The organism is Pseudomonas sp. IT-232MI5, assembly GCF_949767845.1.
GTDB lineage: Bacteria > Pseudomonadota > Gammaproteobacteria > Pseudomonadales > Pseudomonadaceae > Aquipseudomonas.
Map to the genome: position 1 here is coordinate 464,198 of NZ_CATKQE010000044.1, position 18,960 is coordinate 483,157.

Annotated in this window: 17 protein-coding genes; 15 read left to right on the forward strand and 2 right to left on the reverse strand. The window is 58.9% G+C overall.

Annotation, left to right across the window (positions count from 1 at the left end):
- The first annotated feature begins 189 nt into the window (after positions 1–189).
- The 8 genes from ACM6JQ_RS20660 to ACM6JQ_RS20695 all read left to right on the forward strand — a co-directional run bounded on the left by ACM6JQ_RS20660 (position 190) and on the right by ACM6JQ_RS20695 (position 7,464).
- Positions 190–1,533 (forward strand): OprD family porin, encoded by a 1,344-nt coding sequence (locus tag ACM6JQ_RS20660; RefSeq protein WP_414894591.1) that lies wholly within the window; start codon positions 190–192, stop codon positions 1,531–1,533.
- A gap of 297 nt (positions 1,534–1,830) precedes the next feature.
- Entirely contained in the window at positions 1,831–2,469 is a 639-nt protein-coding gene (locus ACM6JQ_RS20665; RefSeq protein WP_007913831.1) for a peroxiredoxin, read from the forward strand.
- A gap of 334 nt (positions 2,470–2,803) precedes the next feature.
- The gene (gene ssuE, locus ACM6JQ_RS20670) at positions 2,804–3,397 is read left to right on the forward strand and encodes an NADPH-dependent FMN reductase (RefSeq protein ID WP_034151973.1); all 594 of its coding nucleotides are present in this window, start codon (positions 2,804–2,806) and stop codon (positions 3,395–3,397) included.
- A 90-nt stretch (positions 3,398–3,487) separates the two neighbouring features.
- Positions 3,488–4,453, forward strand: coding sequence for a sulfonate ABC transporter substrate-binding protein (locus ACM6JQ_RS20675; protein WP_007913834.1), 966 nt, complete (start codon positions 3,488–3,490; stop codon positions 4,451–4,453).
- Positions 4,454–4,478: 25 nt separating this feature from the next.
- Positions 4,479–5,627, forward strand: a complete 1,149-nt coding sequence (ssuD, locus tag ACM6JQ_RS20680; RefSeq protein WP_007939251.1) for an FMNH2-dependent alkanesulfonate monooxygenase — start codon at positions 4,479–4,481, stop codon at positions 5,625–5,627.
- An 8-nt stretch (positions 5,628–5,635) separates the two neighbouring features.
- Complete coding sequence (ssuC, locus tag ACM6JQ_RS20685; protein WP_003229260.1) at positions 5,636–6,418, forward strand: aliphatic sulfonate ABC transporter permease SsuC; 783 nt, start codon at positions 5,636–5,638, stop codon at positions 6,416–6,418.
- Positions 6,415–7,221 (forward strand): aliphatic sulfonates ABC transporter ATP-binding protein, encoded by an 807-nt coding sequence (gene ssuB, locus ACM6JQ_RS20690; RefSeq protein WP_414894592.1) that lies wholly within the window; start codon positions 6,415–6,417, stop codon positions 7,219–7,221. Before ssuC ends, ssuB begins: the two co-directional genes overlap by 4 nt.
- A 27-nt stretch (positions 7,222–7,248) precedes the next feature.
- Positions 7,249–7,464 (forward strand): TOBE domain-containing protein, encoded by a 216-nt coding sequence (locus ACM6JQ_RS20695; RefSeq protein ID WP_003229256.1) that lies wholly within the window; start codon positions 7,249–7,251, stop codon positions 7,462–7,464.
- A 167-nt stretch (positions 7,465–7,631) separates the two neighbouring features.
- Here ACM6JQ_RS20695 and ACM6JQ_RS20700 read toward each other — a convergent pair whose 3' ends face one another.
- Together ACM6JQ_RS20700 and ACM6JQ_RS20705 are read right to left on the reverse strand one after the other, a co-directional pair.
- On the reverse strand, positions 7,632–8,258 hold the full coding sequence (locus tag ACM6JQ_RS20700; protein ID WP_007913840.1) for a TetR/AcrR family transcriptional regulator: 627 nt from the start codon (positions 8,256–8,258) through the stop codon (positions 7,632–7,634).
- A gap of 228 nt (positions 8,259–8,486) precedes the next feature.
- Positions 8,487–9,863: a glutamine synthetase family protein gene (locus tag ACM6JQ_RS20705; protein WP_007913842.1), complete on the reverse strand. Its 1,377-nt coding sequence runs from the start codon at positions 9,861–9,863 to the stop codon at positions 8,487–8,489.
- A gap of 729 nt (positions 9,864–10,592) precedes the next feature.
- Between ACM6JQ_RS20705 and ACM6JQ_RS20710 the strand changes: the two genes are divergently transcribed.
- From ACM6JQ_RS20710 to ACM6JQ_RS20740, 7 genes are all read left to right on the forward strand, one after another.
- Positions 10,593–11,951: a glutamine synthetase family protein gene (locus ACM6JQ_RS20710; RefSeq protein WP_007913846.1), complete on the forward strand. Its 1,359-nt coding sequence runs from the start codon at positions 10,593–10,595 to the stop codon at positions 11,949–11,951.
- Between the two features lie 56 nt (positions 11,952–12,007).
- Entirely contained in the window at positions 12,008–13,372 is a 1,365-nt protein-coding gene (locus ACM6JQ_RS20715) for an aspartate aminotransferase family protein (protein ID WP_414894593.1), read from the forward strand.
- A 172-nt stretch (positions 13,373–13,544) separates the two neighbouring features.
- On the forward strand, positions 13,545–14,657 hold the full coding sequence (locus ACM6JQ_RS20720) for a polyamine ABC transporter substrate-binding protein (protein ID WP_007913851.1): 1,113 nt from the start codon (positions 13,545–13,547) through the stop codon (positions 14,655–14,657).
- A gap of 188 nt (positions 14,658–14,845) precedes the next feature.
- Positions 14,846–15,943 carry a polyamine ABC transporter substrate-binding protein gene (locus ACM6JQ_RS20725; RefSeq protein ID WP_414894594.1) on the forward strand — a complete coding sequence of 366 codons (1,098 nt, stop codon included), beginning with the start codon at positions 14,846–14,848 and terminating at the stop codon, positions 15,941–15,943.
- 66 nt (positions 15,944–16,009) lie between these two features.
- Positions 16,010–17,152 (forward strand): ABC transporter ATP-binding protein, encoded by a 1,143-nt coding sequence (locus tag ACM6JQ_RS20730; protein ID WP_007913856.1) that lies wholly within the window; start codon positions 16,010–16,012, stop codon positions 17,150–17,152.
- Between the two features lie 35 nt (positions 17,153–17,187).
- The gene (locus ACM6JQ_RS20735; protein WP_176091783.1) at positions 17,188–18,069 is read left to right on the forward strand and encodes an ABC transporter permease subunit; all 882 of its coding nucleotides are present in this window, start codon (positions 17,188–17,190) and stop codon (positions 18,067–18,069) included.
- Entirely contained in the window at positions 18,066–18,956 is an 891-nt protein-coding gene (locus tag ACM6JQ_RS20740) for an ABC transporter permease subunit (protein WP_007913861.1), read from the forward strand. Before ACM6JQ_RS20735 ends, ACM6JQ_RS20740 begins: the two co-directional genes overlap by 4 nt.
- Positions 18,957–18,960 lie beyond the last annotated feature (4 nt).

Genomic DNA, 18,960 nt, shown 5'->3' on the forward strand with positions numbered 1-18,960 from the left:
TTCTTTTTGGGTTTATCAGGAAATCTTTACTCTGCACGGACCAAATCACTGCGATTAGACCTTGGTCGTAGACACACAAGGTTACGATTGACTTGTCGGTCACGGTCTGGCGCTAATCGCGCATCTTAGGACCCAGGGCATCAGACCCCGGGCCAGGAACACAAGAATTAGAAACGAGAGGAGCTTTACATGAACAAGTCCACCTTGGCCCTGGCTGTGGCCGTAGGGGTTATGGCGCAGCAGGCAGGCGCCGCCGGTTTCATCGAAGACAGCAAAGCTACTTTGGGGCTGCGTAACTTCTACATCAACACCGATAACCGTGATGGCGCTGGCGCCAACAAGAACGAAGAGTGGGGCCAAGGCTTCGATCTGCGTTTCATCTCCGGTTATACCCAAGGCACCGTAGGTTTCGGTATCGATGCCATCGGCCTGCTGGGCGTACGTCTGGATTCGGGCGGCGGCACTAACGGCAACAGCGGTACCGCTTACGGCGGCACTGTGTTCCCGAGCGAGTCCAACGGCAAAGCGGTGGACAACTTCTCCAGCCTGGGTCTGACTGCCAAAGCCAAGATCTCCCAGACTGAACTGAAGCTGGGTACTCTGCAGCCGAAGAACCCGGTCATCGTGACCAACGACGGTCGTCTGCTGCCACAAACCTGGCAGGGTGGCCAGATCACTTCCGGCGAAATCAAGGACCTGACTCTGGTCGGCGGTCAGATCGAAGCCGTGAAAGGCCGTAACTCCAGCAACAATGAAAACCTGTCCATCAGCGGCGCTAACTCCCGTGGCACTGCGTTCCGTGACAGCAACAAGTTCATCTACGCCGGTGGTGACTACAAAATCACCAAAGACCTGACTGCCCAGTACTACTACGGCAACCTGGAAGACTTCTACAAGCAGCACTTCCTGGGTCTGGTTCACAACTGGGCAATCGGCCCGGGCGTATTGAAATCCGATTTCCGTTACTTCAACAGCTCCGATGACGGCAAAAACGGTACCGATCCAGCCTACTACAGCACCGGTAACTACACCGGCGTGCGTAACGGTCGCGGTGAAGTCGACAACAACCTGTACAGCGGCCTGTTCCTGTACACCGTTGAAGGCCACACCTTCGGTGGCGGTTACCAGGTTTCCAATGGCAGCAGCGACTTCCCTTGGCTGAACCAGGGCGACGGCTCGTCGAACTACACCATCACCGACATGCAGATCCAGAAGTTCGGCCGTGCTGGCGAGAAAACCTGGCAAGCTCGCTACTCGTATGACTTCGCTAAAGTCGGCGTACCTGGCCTGACCGCCGGTGTCGTTTACCTCAAAGGCGATTCGATCGATACCGTTGGCACCAACGGTCGTGAGAACGGTTCGAACAGTTCCGAGTGGGAACGCGACTTCACCATCGGTTACGTTGTACCGGAAGGTCCGTTCAAGAACGTCGGCCTGATGTGGAAAAACGCTGTATGGCGCACCGATCTGCCGAACACCCGTTCGCAGGACGAAAACCGCCTGATCGTCAGCTACTCGATCCCGCTGCTGTAATAGCGCGTCTCGATTCGCGGATGTAAAAAAAGCCCCGTCCGGCATCGCGCCGGACGGGGCTTTTGCGTTTTCGAGTCAGGCTCACCCCCGTAAGCCTGCCCCGAAATTCCCCTCTTTACAGCAACTCAAGGCCTTCTCGAACCTTGTGAGCGATGTTCGTCGGGATGCCGTCGAGCGTCCAGTGAACAGATGTTTAATATTCAATAATGATCTAGATATCTAGTTATTTATTCTTTTTCACGATGGCAAATCCCGGGCTACAGTTGAGGTCTCGAACAACTCATCAGGAGCAGCACCATGAGCCTCAGACTCGGCGATATCGCCCCCGATTTCGAACAGGATTCCAGCGCCGGCAAGATTCGTTTCCACGAATGGCTGGGCGATAGCTGGGGCGTGCTGTTCTCCCACCCGGCGGACTTCACCCCGGTGTGCACCACTGAGCTGGGCTTCACCGCCAAGCTCAAGGATGAGTTCAGCAAACGCGGTGTCAAAGCCATCGCGCTGTCGGTCGACCCGGTGGATTCGCACCACAAGTGGATCGAAGACATCAACGAAACCCAGAACACCGTCGTCAACTTCCCGATCCTGGCCGATGCCGATCGCAAAGTCTCTGATCTGTATGACCTCATTCACCCGAACGCCAACGATACGCTGACCGTGCGTTCGCTGTTCGTGATCGACCCGAACAAAAAGATCCGCCTGACCATCACCTACCCGGCGAGCACCGGCCGTAACTTCCACGAGATTTTGCGGGTGATCGATTCGCTGCAGCTCACCGACAACTACAAGGTGGCCACCCCGGCCAACTGGCAGGACGGTGAAGAGGTGGTGATCGTGCCTTCGTTGAAAGATGAAGAAGAGATCAAGCAGCGCTTTCCGAAGGGTTATCGCGCGGTGAAACCGTATCTGCGTCTGACGCCACAGCCGAACAAATGATCTTCTTGGGCAGACTCGTTCCCACGTCGAGGCGTCGAACCGTCCGCGTGGGAATGCCGTCCGTGACGCTCCGCGTCACAGTGGACGCGGAGCGTCCATGGATTCATTCCCACGCAGAGCGTGGGAACGATCAGTGGTAGCGACTAAGCAGGGGATTTGAGGCCGTTTCGACGGCCTTTTTTTTCGCCTTGAATAACCTGAATCGCATATCTCCAAAACGAATAACCAAATGAATAAATATGATTTATGGATATATAAATCAGCTGGTAAGGTCACTCCATCGAAGCGAGATCGCAACCCGCGAATCGCCTGTAACGCTTAAGGAATGGTCTCAATGCTGGTCGTCTCACTCGGTGGCAGTCCCAGCCTGCGCTCCCGTTCCGGAGTGCTGCTGGAGCGCTCGCAACGTTGGTTGCAGCAGCAAGGCGTGGAAGTGGTGAGTTATCAGGTGCGCGACTTTCCGGCTGAAGACCTGCTCCATGCCCGCTTCGACAGCCCGAAGGTGCTCGACCTGCTGCAACAGATTGAAAATGCCGACGGCCTGCTGATCGCCACGCCGGTTTACAAAGCGTCGTTCTCCGGTGCCCTGAAAACCCTGCTGGATCTGTTGCCCGAGCGCGCCCTGAACCACAAGATTGTTTTGCCGATGGCTACCGGCGGCAGCATCGCCCACATGCTGGTGGTCGATTACGCCCTCAAACCCGTGTTGTCGGCATTGAAAGCCCAGGAAATGCTTCAGGGGATTTTCGCCGAGGACAGCCAGATCGCTTACGGCGAAGGCAGTGCTGCGGCGCAACTGGCACCGGCGCTGGAGCAGCGTCTGCATGAAGCGCTGGATCAGTTTGTCGGTGCCATGGCCCGCCGGCCGAAACCGCTGGAGCCGGGCCTGTTGAACGAACGTTTGTTGAGTGCTCGCTGGAGCATTTAAGCCTCACCAGAATTTGATGTAACTCACCTTACTTCGCCGACAACGGCCAAGCAGGTGCAGCCAAAACCCAACAGCAAAAAGGAGAGCGCTATGCGCACTGTATTTTTGCGTCGTGGTCTGGTCGCTCTGTTTGCTGCGGCTGTCACCTTCGGCGCCATCACTCAAGCTCAAGCCGAGACATTGCGGATCGGTTATCAGAAGTACGGCACGCTGGTGCTGCTCAAAGCCAAAGGCACTCTGGAAAAGCGTCTGGCCGCCCAAGGCGTCGACGTGCAATGGACTGAATTCCCCGGTGGCCCGCAACTGCTCGAAGGCCTGAACGTCGGCTCGATCGACTTCGGCGTCACTGGCGAAACCCCGCCAGTCTTCGCCCAGGCTGCCGGCGCCGATTTGCTCTACGTCGCCTACGAACCACCAGCGCCGAACAGCGAAGCGATCCTCGTGCCGAAAGACTCGCCGATCAAATCGGTGGCCGATCTCAAAGGCAAGAAAGTCGCTCTGAACAAAGGTTCCAACGTGCACTACCTGCTGGTGCGCGCACTGGAAGACGCCGGCCTCAAATACAGCGACATTCAAACCGTATTCCTGCCGCCCGCCGATGCTCGCGCCGCGTTCGAACGTGGCAGCGTCGACGCCTGGGTTATCTGGGATCCGTACCAGGCCGCCGCCGAGAAACAACTGCAAGCACACACCCTGCGCGACGGCAAAGGCATCGTCGACAACCACCAGTTCTATCTCGCGACCAAACCTTACGCGCAGAAAAATCCTGAGGTGATCAAGACCCTCGTGGAAGAAGTACGCGCCGTTGGCGAGTGGTCCAAAGCCAATCCTGAAGACGTGACCCAACAAGTCGCGCCACTGCTCGGCCTGCCGGCGGACATCACTCTGACCTCGGTAAAACGCCAGGGCTACGGCGCGCTGTTTCTGACCCCGGAAGTGGTCGCCGCGCAACAGAAAATCGCTGACACGTTCTTCCAGCTCAAGCTGATTCCCAAGCCATTGAGCATCAAGGATGTGATCTGGACCCCACCGGCCGCTGTGGCTAAAGCGCAGTAATTCGAATCCCCAAGGAGACCACTCCATGAGCCTCAATATCTTCTGGTTCCTGCCCACCCACGGCGACGGCCATTACCTTGGCACCGCCGAAGGCGCTCGCGCCGTCGACCACGGTTATCTGCAACAGGTCGCGCAAGCGGCGGATCGTCTGGGCTTCGGCGGTGTGCTGATCCCCACCGGCCGTTCCTGCGAAGACTCGTGGCTGGTGGCAGCGTCGCTGATCCCGGTGACCCAGCGTTTGAAATTCCTCGTTGCCCTGCGCCCCGGGATCATTTCCCCGACGGTGGCAGCGCGGCAGGCCGCCACGCTGGATCGTCTGTCCGGCGGCCGTGCGCTGTTCAATCTGGTGACTGGCGGTGACCCGGAAGAATTGGCCGGCGATGGTCTGTTCCTCAGCCACGAAGAACGCTATCAAGCCTCGGTGGAATTCACCCGCATCTGGCGTCGTGTGCTGGAAGGCGAAACCGTGGATTACGACGGACAACACATCAGCGTCAAAGGCGCGAAATTGCTCTATCCACCAATCCAGCAACCACGTCCGCCGCTGTACTTCGGTGGCTCGTCGGAAGCCGCGCAGGATCTGGCTGCTGAACAAGTGGAAATGGTCCTGACCTGGGGCGAACCGCCCGCAGCGGTCGCGGAGAAGATCGAACAGGTCCGCGCCAAGGCCGCCAAGCTTGGCCGCACCGTGCGCTTCGGCATTCGTCTGCACGTAATCGTTCGCGAAACCAACGCAGAAGCATGGCAAGCGGCAGATCGGCTGATCTCGCACCTGGACGACGACACCATCGCTCGCGCTCAGGCTTCGCTGGCGCGTTTCGATTCGGTCGGCCAGCAACGCATGGCCGCGCTGCACGGCGGCAGTCGCGACAATCTCGAAGTCAGCCCGAACCTGTGGGCCGGTGTTGGCCTAGTACGCGGCGGTGCCGGTACGGCACTGGTTGGCGATGGCCCGACCGTCGCAGCGCGCGTGAAGGAGTACGCCGATCTGGGCATCGACACCTTTATCTTCTCCGGTTATCCACACCTCGAAGAATCGTATCGCGTCGCTGAACTGCTGTTTCCGCACCTCGACATCGAGCGTCCGGAACTGCCGAAAAGCGCCGGTTATGTCAGCCCGTTCGGCGAGATGGTCGCCAACGATATTCTTCCCAAAGCCGCGTCGCAGAGCTGAGGCGCGCCATGAAGAAAATCATCCACAGCCTCGCGCCCTGGGCGTTGCCGGTGTTGTTGCTGGCGGTGTGGCAGTTGTCGGTGTCGGCCGGTTGGTTGTCGACGCGGATTCTGCCGGCACCGGTGGCGGTGATCGAGGCCGGCGTGAGCCTGGTGCGCAGCGGCGAAATCTGGACGCACCTGGCGATCAGCGGCTGGCGCGCGGCACTCGGTTTCACCATCGGCGGCAGCATCGGGCTGGTCTTGGGTTTCATCACCGGCCTGTCGAAGTGGGGCGAACGCCTGCTCGACAGCTCGGTGCAGATGATCCGCAACGTGCCGCATCTGGCGCTGATTCCGCTGGTGATCCTGTGGTTCGGCATCGACGAGTCGGCGAAGATCTTTCTGGTGGCGCTGGGTACGTTGTTCCCGATTTACCTGAATACCTATCACGGCATCCGCAACGTCGACCCGGCGCTGGTGGAGATGGCGCGCAGTTATGGCCTCTCCGGTTTCAGCTTGTTCTGGCAGGTGATTCTGCCGGGTGCACTGCCTTCGATTCTGGTCGGTGTGCGCTTCGCCCTGGGCTTTATGTGGCTGACGCTGATCGTCGCCGAAACCATTTCCGCCAGCTCCGGCATTGGCTATCTGGCGATGAACGCCCGGGAGTTTTTGCAGACCGACGTGGTGGTGCTGGCGATCCTGCTTTACGCGGTGCTGGGCAAACTCGCCGACCTCGCCGCCCGTGGACTTGAGCGTGTGTGGCTGCGCTGGCATCCGGCTTATCAGGTTGCCAAAGGAGGTGCGGCATGACCGCTCAACAACCTCCACGCTTGCTGCGCGGGATTCCGCTGGCGGTGCGCAACCTGCAGAAAACCTTTGGCGTGCGGCAGGTGCTGCGTGACATCGATCTGCACATTCCGGCAGGGCAATTCGTCGCTGTGGTCGGTCGCAGTGGTTGCGGCAAAAGTACCTTGCTGCGCTTGCTCGCCGGCCTCGATCAACCAACGGGCGGTGACTTGCTGGCCGGCTCTGCGCCGCTGAGCGATGCGCGGGAAGACACCCGATTGATGTTCCAGGAAGCGCGTCTGCTGCCGTGGAAAAAGATCATCGACAACGTCGGCTTGGGCCTTAAAGGCAACTGGCGCCCGAAAGCTCTCGAAGCACTGGACGCGGTGGGGCTGGCGGATCGCGCCAATGAATGGCCGGCAGCGTTGTCGGGCGGGCAAAAGCAGCGCGTTGCGCTGGCCCGTGCGCTGATCCATCAACCGCGTCTGCTATTGCTCGACGAACCGCTCGGCGCACTGGACGCGCTGACCCGGATTGAAATGCAGCAATTGATCGAACGTCTCTGGCAGCAACATGGCTTCACCGTGCTGCTGGTGACCCACGACGTCAGCGAAGCGGTGGCGATTGCCGACCGGGTGATTCTGATCGAGGACGGCGAAGTCGGCCTCGATCTGCATGTGGAGCTGCCGCGGCCGCGAGTGCGTGGTTCGCATCGGCTGGCAGCGCTGGAAACCGAAGTGCTTAACCGTGTTCTCTCCCTGCCCGGCGAACCGCCGGCGCCGGAACCTGTTTCACCACTGCCTACGCAACTGCGTTGGGCTCAATAACTCAAGCAAACGACAGGAATCATTGCCATGACTATCAAAGCCATCAACGTCCGTAACCAGTTCAAAGGCTCGATCAAGGAAATCGTCCTCGGCGACGTGCTGTCGGAAATCGACGTGCAGACCGCTTCCGGCATCGTTACTTCGGTGATCACCACCCGCTCGGTCAAAGAGCTGGAACTGGTGGTCGGCAGCGAAGTGATCGCCTTTGTGAAATCCACCGAGGTGTCGATCGCCAAGTTGTAAGCCGGTGAGTAAAAAACAACCCCAAAGGGCGTGAGCCCTTCGGGGTTTTTTGTGCCTGGCGATCGTTCCCATGCTCCGCGTGGGAATGCCTCTTGGGACGCTCCGCGTCCAGTGGCGCGGAGCGTCACGGGCTGCATTCCCACGCAGAGCGTGGGAACGATCATGGCTCAACGCTTGGGCAGATACGGTGGCAGATACAGGCCGATATAGGCATCAAACACCCGCATCCCTTCCTCGGCCATGCGCGGCGTGATTTGCCCATGTTGCTGCACCGAGCGCGCATAAACCCGGTCACCCAACTCCATCGCCAGGGCGAATACATCGACATCCTCCGGCAGCCTCGGCAACTCGAAGTGATGATCGAACAGCTTGTGCATCAGGTCGCCCAGTTCTATGTCGTGCTGACGGTCAGCCTGGGTCACTTCGGTCAAGCCGTGTTGGGCGAGGATCAACTGGCGCGCCGCCGCATCTTCGTCGTAGATCTCCAGCATCCGTTGCTCGACCAGTCGCGACAGATCTCGCCAGTCACGCAGCGCGTCATGATCGATCGGCGCTTGCAGGCAGGCGCGGAACGCCGCGTGTACATCTGCCGTCAGTGCCTCAAGCAGCGCCGGCACACTGGCGAAGAAGTGGTACACGGAGGAGGGCGGAATCTGCGCGCGCTCGGCGACGCTATAGATCGACAGACTCGCCACACCCTCGGCGGCCAGCAATGTGCGCGCGGCGTCGAGTATCGAATCGATGCGCGCCTGGCTGCGGGCACGGGGTTTGCGGACGGGGGCGGGTCGCGTCATGGAAGTCTCCTGCGGGGCAGCGGGCATTGTACGAGCCGGTTCCTGTGTTGTCTTGTCGGCCGCCATCGCTGGCAAGCCAGCTCCCACAGTGATCTTCAGTGAACCGGGATTTATGTGCGCAGAAAATCCCTGTGGGAGCTGGCTTGCCAGCGATCCGCCGCAGGCGGCCATAAAAAAACGCCGTTGGCTAAATCAGCCAACGGCGTTCTTTCCTGAAGCTACAACCGCTTAAACGGTATGCAGATACCAGTTGTACTCAAGGTCGGAGATGGAGTGTTCGAACTCTTCCAGCTCGCTTTCCTTGCAGGCGACGAAGATATCGATGTACTTCGGATCGATGTACTTGGCCATCACCTCGCTGTCGTCCAGCTCACGCAGGGCATCGCGCAAGTTGTTCGGCAGGCTTTGCTCGTTCTGCTCGTAGCTGTTGCCTTCGACTGGCGCGCCCGGCTCGATCTTGTTGGTCAGACCGTGGTGCACGCCGGCCAGTACCGAAGCCATCAGCAGGTAAGGGTTGGCGTCGGCACCGGCGACGCGGTGTTCGATACGCACGGCATCGGACGAGCCGGTCGGTACGCGAATCGCCACGGTGCGGTTGTCCAGACCCCAGCAAGGCGAGTTCGGTACATAGAACTGCGCGCCGAAACGGCGGTACGAGTTGACGTTCGGGCAGAGGAAAGCCATCTGCGCGGGCAGGGTCTCGAGCACACCGCCGATCGCGTGACGCAGCGCGGCGTTCTGCTCGGGATCCTCGCTGGCAAAAATGTTTTTGCCTTCTTTATCCAGAATCGAAATGTGTACGTGCAGACCATTACCGGCCTGACCCGGATAAGGCTTGGCCATGAAGGTGGTGTCCATTTCATGGTCGTAGGCGATGTTCTTGATCAGACGCTTGAGCAGTACCGCGTAGTCGCAGGCCTTGATCGGGTCGGCGACGTGGTGCAGGTTCACTTCGAACTGCGCCGGGGCACTTTCCTTGACGATGGCGTCGGCAGGGATGCCTTGCTCTTTGGCACCTTCCAGAATGTCCTGGAGGCAGTCGACGTATTCGTCGAGGTCGTCGATCAGGTAGACCTGCGTCGAGTGCGGGCGTTTGCCGGAGATCGGCGAGCGTGGCGGCTGAGGGCGGCCGTTCACGTTTTCCTGGTCGATCAGGTAGAACTCGAGTTCGAATGCGGCGCAGATGGTCAGGCCCAGCTCGTCAAACTTTGCAACAACTTGACGGAGCACTTCGCGCGGATCGGCGAAGAATGGGTCGCCTTCGAGTTCGTGCATGGTCATCAACAGTTGCGCGGTCGGGCGTTTCTGCCATGGCTCGTTGCACAGGGTATCGGGGATTGGATAGCAGATACGATCGGCGTCGCCGATGTCCAGGCCCAGGCCGGTGCTTTCCACCGTAGAGCCATTGATATCCAGAGCAAATAGAGAGGCCGGCAGGTTGATGCCTTTCTCGTAAACCTTGTGGAGGCTGGTGCGTTCGATGCGCTTGCCGCGCACCACACCATTCATATCCGCAATCAGAAGGTCAACGTACAGAACCTCAGGATGTTCCTTAAGGAACGCGTTCGCTTCGTTAAGCTGAACGGCACGCGGGGGTACCGACATGATGCAACACCTTTGTTGTTAAAAATATCAATCATTGATCTTTTCTGGTTTCAGTCAACCCGAACGGCCTGCCGAAGTCAAGCGAGGCCTTTTTTGCCCTAAAAAAGCGCTGCAAGGGCATTTATGGGGCACTTTCGGGCGTTTTTTTGTCCCTGGAAGACTGTGCACCCGCGGGCTTGAGCAGGCCGTGTTGTATTTTTTACGGGGGTGTTGTGTAAAAAAATGAACAAGGCTAAGCTCGGATCAAACCCATAACAGCAATAATACCGGGGTGCTTCATGTCTCGCCTGCCGTTAATCGGCATCACCGACTGCTCGCAACAGTCCGGTCTGCATGCTCATCACATCAGTGGCGACCAATCCGTCCGTAGCGCAGCCAGCATGGCTCGCCAGTTGCCGACGATATTCCCGTCCATGGCCGTTCAAACGCCAGCGTCCGATATTCTGGACGTACGGGAAAGCATCCTGTTTATGGCGTCCCCTTCCAATATAGATCGCTTTCACCCTCAAAGCCTGTGCCGCTTGCCCAGCCGTGCTCATGATTCTGCACGCCTGGACTGTGCACAGGAAATGCAACGCCAGCGTAAAGGGCAGGTAAGCTCCTCTTTCATTGTCTATGCGCGGTGCCGGGCGTAAGCCGGCACTGCGCGAGCAAGCCCCCTTTAACGCGACGCTCCAAGCGTCAAACTTTGCCTGACATTCTGTCAGGAGACTCAGCCCAGAGGCATTTATGAGTAACAACCTCGACCAGCTCACCGATTGGTTGAAAGACCACAAGATCACAGAAGTCGAATGCATGATCGCCGACTTGACCGGTATCACCCGGGGCAAGATCTCGCCGACCAACAAGTTCATCGCCGAAAAAGGCATGCGTCTGCCAGAAAGCGTGCTGTTGCAGACCGTGACCGGCGACTACGTCGAAGACGACATCTATTACGAACTGCTCGACCCGGCCGACATCGACATGATCTGCCGCCCTGACCAGAACGCGGTGTACATGGTGCCGTGGGCCATCGAGCCGACCGCGCAGGTGATCCACGACACCTACGACAAGCAAGGCAACCCGATCGAGCTGTCGCCGCGCAACGTCCTCAAGAAAGTTCTCAAGCTCTATGCCGACAAGGGCTGGCAGCCAATCGTGGCGCCGGAAATGGAGTTCTACCTGACCAAGCGCAGCGACGACCCGGACTATCCGTTGCAGCCGCCGATTGGTCGCTCGGGCCGTCCGGAAATCGGTCGTCAGTCGTTCTCGATCGAAGCGGCGAACGAATTCGACCCGCTGTTCGAGGACGTCTACGACTGGTGCGAACTGCAGGAGCTGGATCTCGACACGCTGATCCACGAAGACGGCACGGCGCAGATGGAAATCAACTTCCGTCACGGCGACGCACTGTCGCTGGCCGACCAGATCCTGGTGTTCAAACGCACCATGCGCGAAGCCGCGCTCAAGCACGATGTAGCCGCGACATTTATGGCCAAACCGATGACCGGCGAGCCGGGCAGTGCGATGCACTTGCACCAGAGCATCATCGACATCGAGACCGGCAAGAACGTCTTCTCTAATGAAGACGGGACCATGAGCCAGTTGTTCCTGCACCACATCGGTGGTTTGCAGAAACTGATTCCTGAGCTGTTGCCGTTGTTCGCACCGAACGTCAACTCGTTCCGCCGCTTCCTGCCGGACACCTCGGCACCGGTGAACGTCGAGTGGGGCGAAGAAAACCGCACCGTCGGCCTGCGCGTACCGGATGCCGGCCCGCAGAACCGCCGTGTGGAAAACCGCCTGCCGGGCGCTGACGCCAACCCGTACCTGGCGATCGCCGCGAGCCTGCTCTGCGGCTATATCGGCATGGTCGAAGGCCTCAACCCGAGCGCGCCAGTGGTGGGCCGTGGTTACGAGCGCCGCAACCTGCGCCTGCCGCTGACCATCGAAGATGCGCTGGAGCGTATGGAAAACAGCGCGACCATCGAGAAGTACCTGGGCAAAACCTTCATCACAGGCTACGTCGCGGTAAAACGGGCCGAGCATGAAAACTTCAAGCGCGTGATCAGTTCCTGGGAGCGTGAGTACCTGCTCTTCGCCGTCTGATACGCCGGGCGCGGTCCTCACCGGCCGCGCCTTCACCGATAACAAGGAGAATTGGCATGACCAGCAACAACCCGCAAACCCGCGAGTGGCAAGCACTCAGCAATGATCATCACCTGGCCCCGTTCAGCGACTTCAAGCAGCTGAAAGAGAAAGGCCCGCGGATCATCACCAACGCCAAGGGCGTTTACCTGTGGGACAGCGAAGGCAACAAGATTCTCGACGGCATGGCCGGTCTGTGGTGTGTGGCCATCGGTTATGGTCGCGATGAGCTGGCCGACGCGGCTGCCAAACAGATGCGCGAACTGCCGTACTACAACCTGTTCTTCCAGACCGCGCACCCGCCGGCGCTGGAACTGGCCAAGGCCATTGCCGACGTGGCACCGCAAGGCATGAACCACGTGTTCTTCACCGGTTCCGGCTCCGAAGGCAACGACACCATGCTGCGCATGGTCCGGCACTACTGGGCGATCAAAGGCCAGCCGAACAAGAAAGTCATCATCAGCCGCAAGAACGGTTATCACGGTTCGACCGTGGCCGGCGCGAGCCTCGGTGGCATGACGTATATGCACGAACAAGGCGACTTGCCGATCCCGGGCATCGTCCATATCGCGCAGCCGTACTGGTTCGCCGAAGGCGGCGAAATGTCGCCGGAAGAGTTCGGTATCTGGGCGGCCAATCAGCTGGAAGAGAAAATTCTCGAAGTCGGCGTCGACAACGTCGGTGCCTTTATTGCCGAGCCGATCCAGGGCGCCGGCGGTGTGATCATTCCGCCCGACAGCTACTGGCCGCGCATCAAGGAAATCCTCGCCAAGTACGACATCCTCTTTGTCGCCGACGAAGTGATTTGCGGTTTCGGTCGTACCGGTGAGTGGTTCGGCAGTGATTTTTACGATCTCAAGCCGGACATGATGACCATCGCCAAAGGCCTGACCTCCGGCTACATCCCGATGGGTGGCCTGATCGTTCGCGACTCCGTGGTGGCGGTGCTCAATGAAGGCGGCGATTTCAATCACGGCTTCACTTACTCCGGTCACCCGGTGGCAGCAGCGGTGGGCCTGGAAAACATCCGCATCTTGCGTGATGAAAAAATTATCGAGAACGCGCACAACGAAACGGCACCGTATTTGCAGAAACGTCTGCGGGAACTGAACGATCACCCGTTGGTGGGTGAAGTTCGCGGAGTCGGTCTGTTGGGCGCGATCGAGCTGGTGCAGGACAAGGCCACGCGCAAGCGTTACGAAGGCAAGGGCGTCGGCATGATCTGCCGCCAGTTCTGCTTCGACAACGGCCTGATCATGCGCGCTGTGGGCGACACCATGATCATTGCGCCGCCGCTGGTGATCAGCAAAGCGGAAATCGATGAGCTGGTTACAAAGGCACGCAAGTGTCTGGACCTGACCCTCAGTGCGTTGCAGGGCTAAGTGCTAGGCTTTGAGCGGGGGAGCCGTGGCGCTCGCGCTTAAAGCTGTCAGAAAGGCTGGTCTTTTCTTGAAAGACCGCCTCGGATCTTGCCAGACTAGCCGCGGTTCCAGTTGTCCGGGTTCGGCCGCTGAACAAAGTGGTTCAAAAAAGAAAAATTTGGAGCATTAACGCATGAAGGCATTAGGCAAAAAGCTCGCTGGCAAGACTCTGCTCGCCATGTCCCTGATGGGAGTCATGGCGGCTGCGGCGCAGGCGGACGACAAGGTGTTGCACGTCTACAACTGGTCCGACTATATCGCCCCGGACACCGTGGCCAACTTCGAAAAAGCCACCGGGATCAAAGTCGTCTATGACGTCTTCGACAGCAACGAAACCCTGGAAGCCAAGCTGCTGGCCGGCAAGTCCGGTTACGACATCGTGGTGCCTTCCAATAACTTCCTCGCCAAGCAGATCAAAGCCGGTGTTTACCAGGAGCTGGACAAGTCCAAGCTGCCGAACTGGAAGAACCTCGACGAAGACCTGCTCAAGGCTGTTGGCGATGCCAGCGACCAAGGCAACAAGCACGCGTTCCCGTACATGTGGGGCTCGATCGGCATCGGCTACAACCCGGCCAAGGTCAAGGCCGCGCTGGGCATCGACAAGATCGATTCCTGGGACGTGGTGTTCAAGCCGGAAAACATCGAGAAGCTCAAAAGCTGCGGCGTAAGCTTCCTCGACGCACCGACCGAAATGATTCCGGCGGCGTTGCACTACCTGGGCAAGCCGACCAACAGCAAAGACAAGGCTGACCTGAAAGCCGCCGAAGACCTGTTCCTGAAAATTCGTCCTTCGGTTGCCTACTTCCATTCCTCCAAGTACATCTCCGACCTGGCCAACGGCAACATCTGCGTCGCCGTCGGTTACTCGGGTGACCTGGAACAATCCAAGACCCGCGCCCAGGAAGCCGGTGACAAGGTCAAGCTGGCATACACCATTCCAAAAGAAGGTGCTGGCACGTTCTACGACATGGTCGCCATTCCCAAGGATGCCGAAAACGTCGAAGCCGCCTACAAGTTCATGAACTACCTGCTTGAGCCGCAAGTGATGGCCGGCATCACCAACGCCGTGCGTTTCCCGAACGGCAACAAAGCTGCTACGCCACTGGTCGACAAAGACATCACCAGCGATCCGAGCATCTACCCATCGGCTGAAGTGAAGAAACAGCTCTATGCGATCAGCGACCTGGACGCAGCGACCCTGCGCCTGATCACTCGCAGCTGGACCAAGATCAAATCCGGTAAATAACCCGGTTTGAAGCAACAACCGCTGGCCGTCGTCTCCCGCGAAGGCGGCCAGCGGATCAATTAAATGACAGGAAGTTTTGCAGGAACGGTTTTTCGAGGGTAAGTTGCGCGCCGGTTTTGTTGCCGGGCAGCCACGGCTGTCATGCAGCGCGGGGCAACTTGGGCCCAACTAATTTAGAGGACCTCCACTTGCCTATTTTTTCTTCTTTGCGCAAAGCCCTGCTGGCCACTGCCGGCCTGACGATTGCTGTCGGAGCCCAGGCCGCCGGTACGGTGCATATTTATAACTGGTCCGATTACATCGGCGAGACCACCCTGGCCGACTTCCAGAAAGCCACCGGGATCAAACCGGTCTATGACGTGTTCGATTCCAACGAAACCCTGGAAGGCAAACTGCTGGCCGGGCGTACCGGTTACGACGTGGTCGTGCCGTCGAACCACTTCCTCGGCAAGCAGATCAAGGCCGGCGCGTTCCAGAAACTCGACAAGTCGCAGTTGCCAAATTATTCCAATCTCGACCCGGCGCTGCTCAAGCGTCTGGAGCAGAACGATCCGGGCAACCTGTACGCCGTGCCGTACCTGTGGGGCACCAACGGCATCGGTTACAACGTCGATAAAGTGAAGGCCGTTCTGGGTGTCGACAAGATCGATTCGTGGGGCGTTTTGTTCGAGCCTGAGAACATCAAGAAGCTGCAAAGCTGCGGTGTGGCATTCCTCGATTCGGCGGATGAAATGATGCCGACCGTGCTCAACTATCTGGGCCTGAATGCCAACAGCACCAATCCGAAGGATTACGAAAAAGCCACCGACAAATTGCTCGCGGTGCGTCCTTACGTGACCTACTTCCACTCCTCGAAATACATCGGTGATCTGGCCAACGGCGACATCTGCGTGGCCATCGGTTTCTCTGGCGATATCTTCCAGGCGAAGAACCGCGCAGCCGAAGCCAAGAAGGGCGTGAACATCGCCTACGTGGTGCCGAAAGAAGGTGGTGCGCTGTGGTTCGACATGCTGGCAATCCCCAAGGATTCGTCGAACGTGAAGCAGGCCCATGCCTTCATCAACTATCTGCTGAAACCTGAGGTGATCGCTCAGGTCAGTGATTACGTCGGTTATGCCAACCCTAATCCGGGTGCGGACAAGTTGATGGAGCAATCCATCCGCACCGATGCGTCGGTGTATCCGCCGCAGGCCGTTATCGACAAGGCTTATGTGTCGATCGAGTTGCCACCGAACATTCAGCGCCTGATGACCCGCAGCTGGACCAAGGTCAAGTCGGGGATGTAAGGCACACACTATCCTGGGTTCGCCTTGCGGGGCGAACTGCACTGTTTTTTTCTGGGAGTTTCGTAAATGGCAGTTGCCTCCGGCGCCTATAAGAAAGCCCTCGAGGGCGACCAGACACCGAAACAGGTGTTGGTCAAAATCGACCGGGTCACGAAGAAGTTCGACGAGACGATTGCCGTGGACGATGTGTCCCTGGAAATCAAAAAGGGCGAAATCTTCGCCCTGCTCGGCGGTTCGGGATCGGGCAAATCCACTCTGCTGCGGATGCTGGCAGGGTTCGAACGGCCCACGGAGGGGCGCATTTTCCTCGACGGCGTCGACATCACCGACATGCCGCCGTACGAACGTCCGATCAACATGATGTTCCAGTCGTACGCCTTGTTCCCGCACATGACCGTGGCGCAGAACATCGCCTTCGGCCTCAAGCAGGACAAGATTCCGGCCGCTGAAGTCGATGCTCGCGTGGCCGAGATGCTCAAGCTGGTGCAGATGAGCCAGTACGCCAAACGCAAGCCGCATCAACTGTCCGGCGGTCAGCGTCAGCGCGTGGCGCTGGCACGTTCGCTGGCGAAGCGGCCGAAACTGTTGCTACTCGATGAGCCGATGGGCGCACTGGACAAGAAACTGCGTTCGCAGATGCAGCTGGAACTGGTCGAGATCATCGAGCGCGTCGGTGTGACCTGCGTGATGGTGACCCACGATCAGGAAGAGGCCATGACCATGGCCGAGCGCATCGCGATCATGCACCTGGGCTGGATCGCCCAGATCGGCAGCCCGATCGACATCTACGAAACCCCGACCAGCCGCTTGGTCTGCGAATTCATCGGCAACGTCAACATCTTCGAAGGCGAAGTGATCGACGACGCTGAAGGCCACGCAACCATTACCTGCAAAGATCTCGATCGGCAGATCTACGTCGGCCACGGCATCAGCACCTCGGTGCAGGACAAGTCCGTGACTTACGCGATCCGTCCGGAGAAGCTGCTGGTTACCGCCGATCAACCGACCTGCGAATACAACTGGTCGAGCGGCAAAGTCCACGACATCGCCTACCTCGGCGGGCACTCGGTGTTCTACGTAGAATTGCCGAGCGGCAAACTGGTGCAGTCGTTCGTCGCCAACGCCGAGCGCCGTGGCGCGCGTCCGACCTGGGGCGATCAGGTTTACGTGTGGTGGGAAGACGACAGCGGCGTGGTACTTCGCTCATGAACATGCGCAAATTCAAACGCCGCATCAACCGAATAATCCCCAATGGCCGCCAACTGGTCATCGGGGTCCCGTTCATCTGGCTGTTCCTGTTCTTCATGCTGCCGTTCTTCATCGTTCTGAAGATCAGCTTCGCCGAAGCCGACGTGGCCATCCCGCCGTACACCGAGATCTACACGTACGCCGAGCAGAAGCTGCAACTGCTGCTGAACCTGGGCAACTACGCAATGCTGGCGGGCGACGAGTTGTACATCGCCGCTTACCTCGGCTCGCTGAAGATGGCGCTGATCAGCACCATCCTCTGTCTGGTGATCGGCTACCCGATGGCCTACGCCATCGCCACCGCCCGTAAAGAGCTGCAAACGGTGCTGGTGCTGCTGATCATGATGCCGACGTGGACGGCGATCCTGATCCGCGTTTACGCGTGGATGGGCATCCTCAGCAACAACGGTTTGCTCAACGGTTTCCTGATGAGCATGGGTTTCATCGACGAGCCACTGCAGATCCTCAACACCAACCTTGCGGTGTACATCGGTGTCGTTTACTCGTACCTGCCGTTCATGATCCTGCCGCTGTACGCCAACCTGGTGAAGCACGACAACAGTCTGCTCGAAGCCGCATCGGACTTGGGTTCGAGCACCTTCAACAGTTTCTGGAAAATCACCATCCCGCTGTCCAAGAACGGCATTATTGCCGGCTGCATGCTGGTGTTCATCCCGGTGGTCGGTGAGTTCGTGATCCCGGAACTGCTCGGCGGTCCGGAAACCCTGATGATCGGTAAAGTGCTCTGGCAAGAGTTCTTCAATAACCGTGACTGGCCGGTGGCATCCGCGCTGGCAGTGGTGATGCTGGCGATCCTGATTGTGCCGATCATTCTGTTCAACCGCAGTCAGGCCAAAGAAATGGAGGGCAAAGAATGAAGCGCATCCGTTTCTCCAGCCTGATGCTGGTCATCGGTTTGTTGTTCATCTACCTGCCGATGCTGATCCTGGTGATCTACTCGTTCAACGCCTCGAAACTGGTAACGGTGTGGGGCGGCTGGTCGATCAAGTGGTACGTCGGGTTGCTCGACAACACCCAACTGATGGGCTCGGTGCTGCGCTCGCTGGAAATCGCCTGCTACACCGCAGTTGCTGCGGTGGCGCTGGGCACACTGGCGGCGTTCGTGCTGACGCGCATCACTCGCTTCAAGGGCCGTACGCTGTTCGGCGGTCTGGTGACGGCGCCATTGGTAATGCCGGAAGTGATCACCGGTCTGTCGCTGTTGCTGCTGTTCGTGGCCATGGCGCAGATGATCGGCTGGCCGCAGGAACGTGGCATCGTCACCATCTGGATCGCCCACACCACATTCTGTGCGGCGTATGTGGCGGTGGTGGTGTCGGCGCGTCTGCGTGAGCTGGACCTGTCGATCGAAGAAGCGGCGATGGACCTCGGTGCGCGGCCGTGGAAGGTGTTCTTCCTGATCACCATCCCGATGATCGCGCCATCGCTGGCGGCGGGCGGCATGATGTCGTTCGCGCTGTCGCTGGATGACCTGGTGCTGGCGAGCTTCGTTTCCGGTCCGGGTTCGACGACCCTGCCGATGGAAGTGTTCTCGGCGGTGCGTCTGGGCGTGAAGCCCGAGATCAACGCCGTGGCCAGTCTGATTCTGCTGGCGGTGTCGATCGTGACCTTCATGGTCTGGTTCTTCAGCCGCCGTGCCGAAGAAGCGCGCAAGAAAGCCATCCAGCAAGCCATCGAAGAAAGCGCTGCCGATTCGTGGAAGCAGCCGGACGTGCGTCGCGCACCAAGCCCGGAAGCCGCGTAAGCAC

Excerpts from the sequence above, each read along its gene's own strand:
- ACM6JQ_RS20730 (WP_007913856.1), top strand. The coding sequence starts at position 16,010 with ATGGCAGTTGCCTCCGGCGCCTATAAGAAAGCCCTCGAGGGCGACCAG.
- ssuD (WP_007939251.1), top strand. The coding sequence starts at position 4,479 with ATGAGCCTCAATATCTTCTGGTTCCTGCCCACCCACGGCGACGGCCAT.
- ACM6JQ_RS20660 (WP_414894591.1), top strand. The coding sequence starts at position 190 with ATGAACAAGTCCACCTTGGCCCTGGCTGTGGCCGTAGGGGTTATGGCG.
- ACM6JQ_RS20675 (WP_007913834.1), top strand. The coding sequence starts at position 3,488 with ATGCGCACTGTATTTTTGCGTCGTGGTCTGGTCGCTCTGTTTGCTGCG.
- ACM6JQ_RS20695 (WP_003229256.1), top strand. The coding sequence starts at position 7,249 with ATGACTATCAAAGCCATCAACGTCCGTAACCAGTTCAAAGGCTCGATC.
- ssuC (WP_003229260.1), top strand. The coding sequence starts at position 5,636 with ATGAAGAAAATCATCCACAGCCTCGCGCCCTGGGCGTTGCCGGTGTTG.
- ACM6JQ_RS20700 (WP_007913840.1), bottom strand. The coding sequence starts at position 8,258 with ATGACGCGACCCGCCCCCGTCCGCAAACCCCGTGCCCGCAGCCAGGCG.
- ACM6JQ_RS20710 (WP_007913846.1), top strand. The coding sequence starts at position 10,593 with ATGAGTAACAACCTCGACCAGCTCACCGATTGGTTGAAAGACCACAAG.
- ACM6JQ_RS20740 (WP_007913861.1), top strand. The coding sequence starts at position 18,066 with ATGAAGCGCATCCGTTTCTCCAGCCTGATGCTGGTCATCGGTTTGTTG.
- ssuE (WP_034151973.1), top strand. The coding sequence starts at position 2,804 with ATGCTGGTCGTCTCACTCGGTGGCAGTCCCAGCCTGCGCTCCCGTTCC.
- ACM6JQ_RS20720 (WP_007913851.1), top strand. The coding sequence starts at position 13,545 with ATGAAGGCATTAGGCAAAAAGCTCGCTGGCAAGACTCTGCTCGCCATG.
- ACM6JQ_RS20715 (WP_414894593.1), top strand. The coding sequence starts at position 12,008 with ATGACCAGCAACAACCCGCAAACCCGCGAGTGGCAAGCACTCAGCAAT.
- ssuB (WP_414894592.1), top strand. The coding sequence starts at position 6,415 with ATGACCGCTCAACAACCTCCACGCTTGCTGCGCGGGATTCCGCTGGCG.
- ACM6JQ_RS20665 (WP_007913831.1), top strand. The coding sequence starts at position 1,831 with ATGAGCCTCAGACTCGGCGATATCGCCCCCGATTTCGAACAGGATTCC.
- ACM6JQ_RS20705 (WP_007913842.1), bottom strand. The coding sequence starts at position 9,863 with ATGTCGGTACCCCCGCGTGCCGTTCAGCTTAACGAAGCGAACGCGTTC.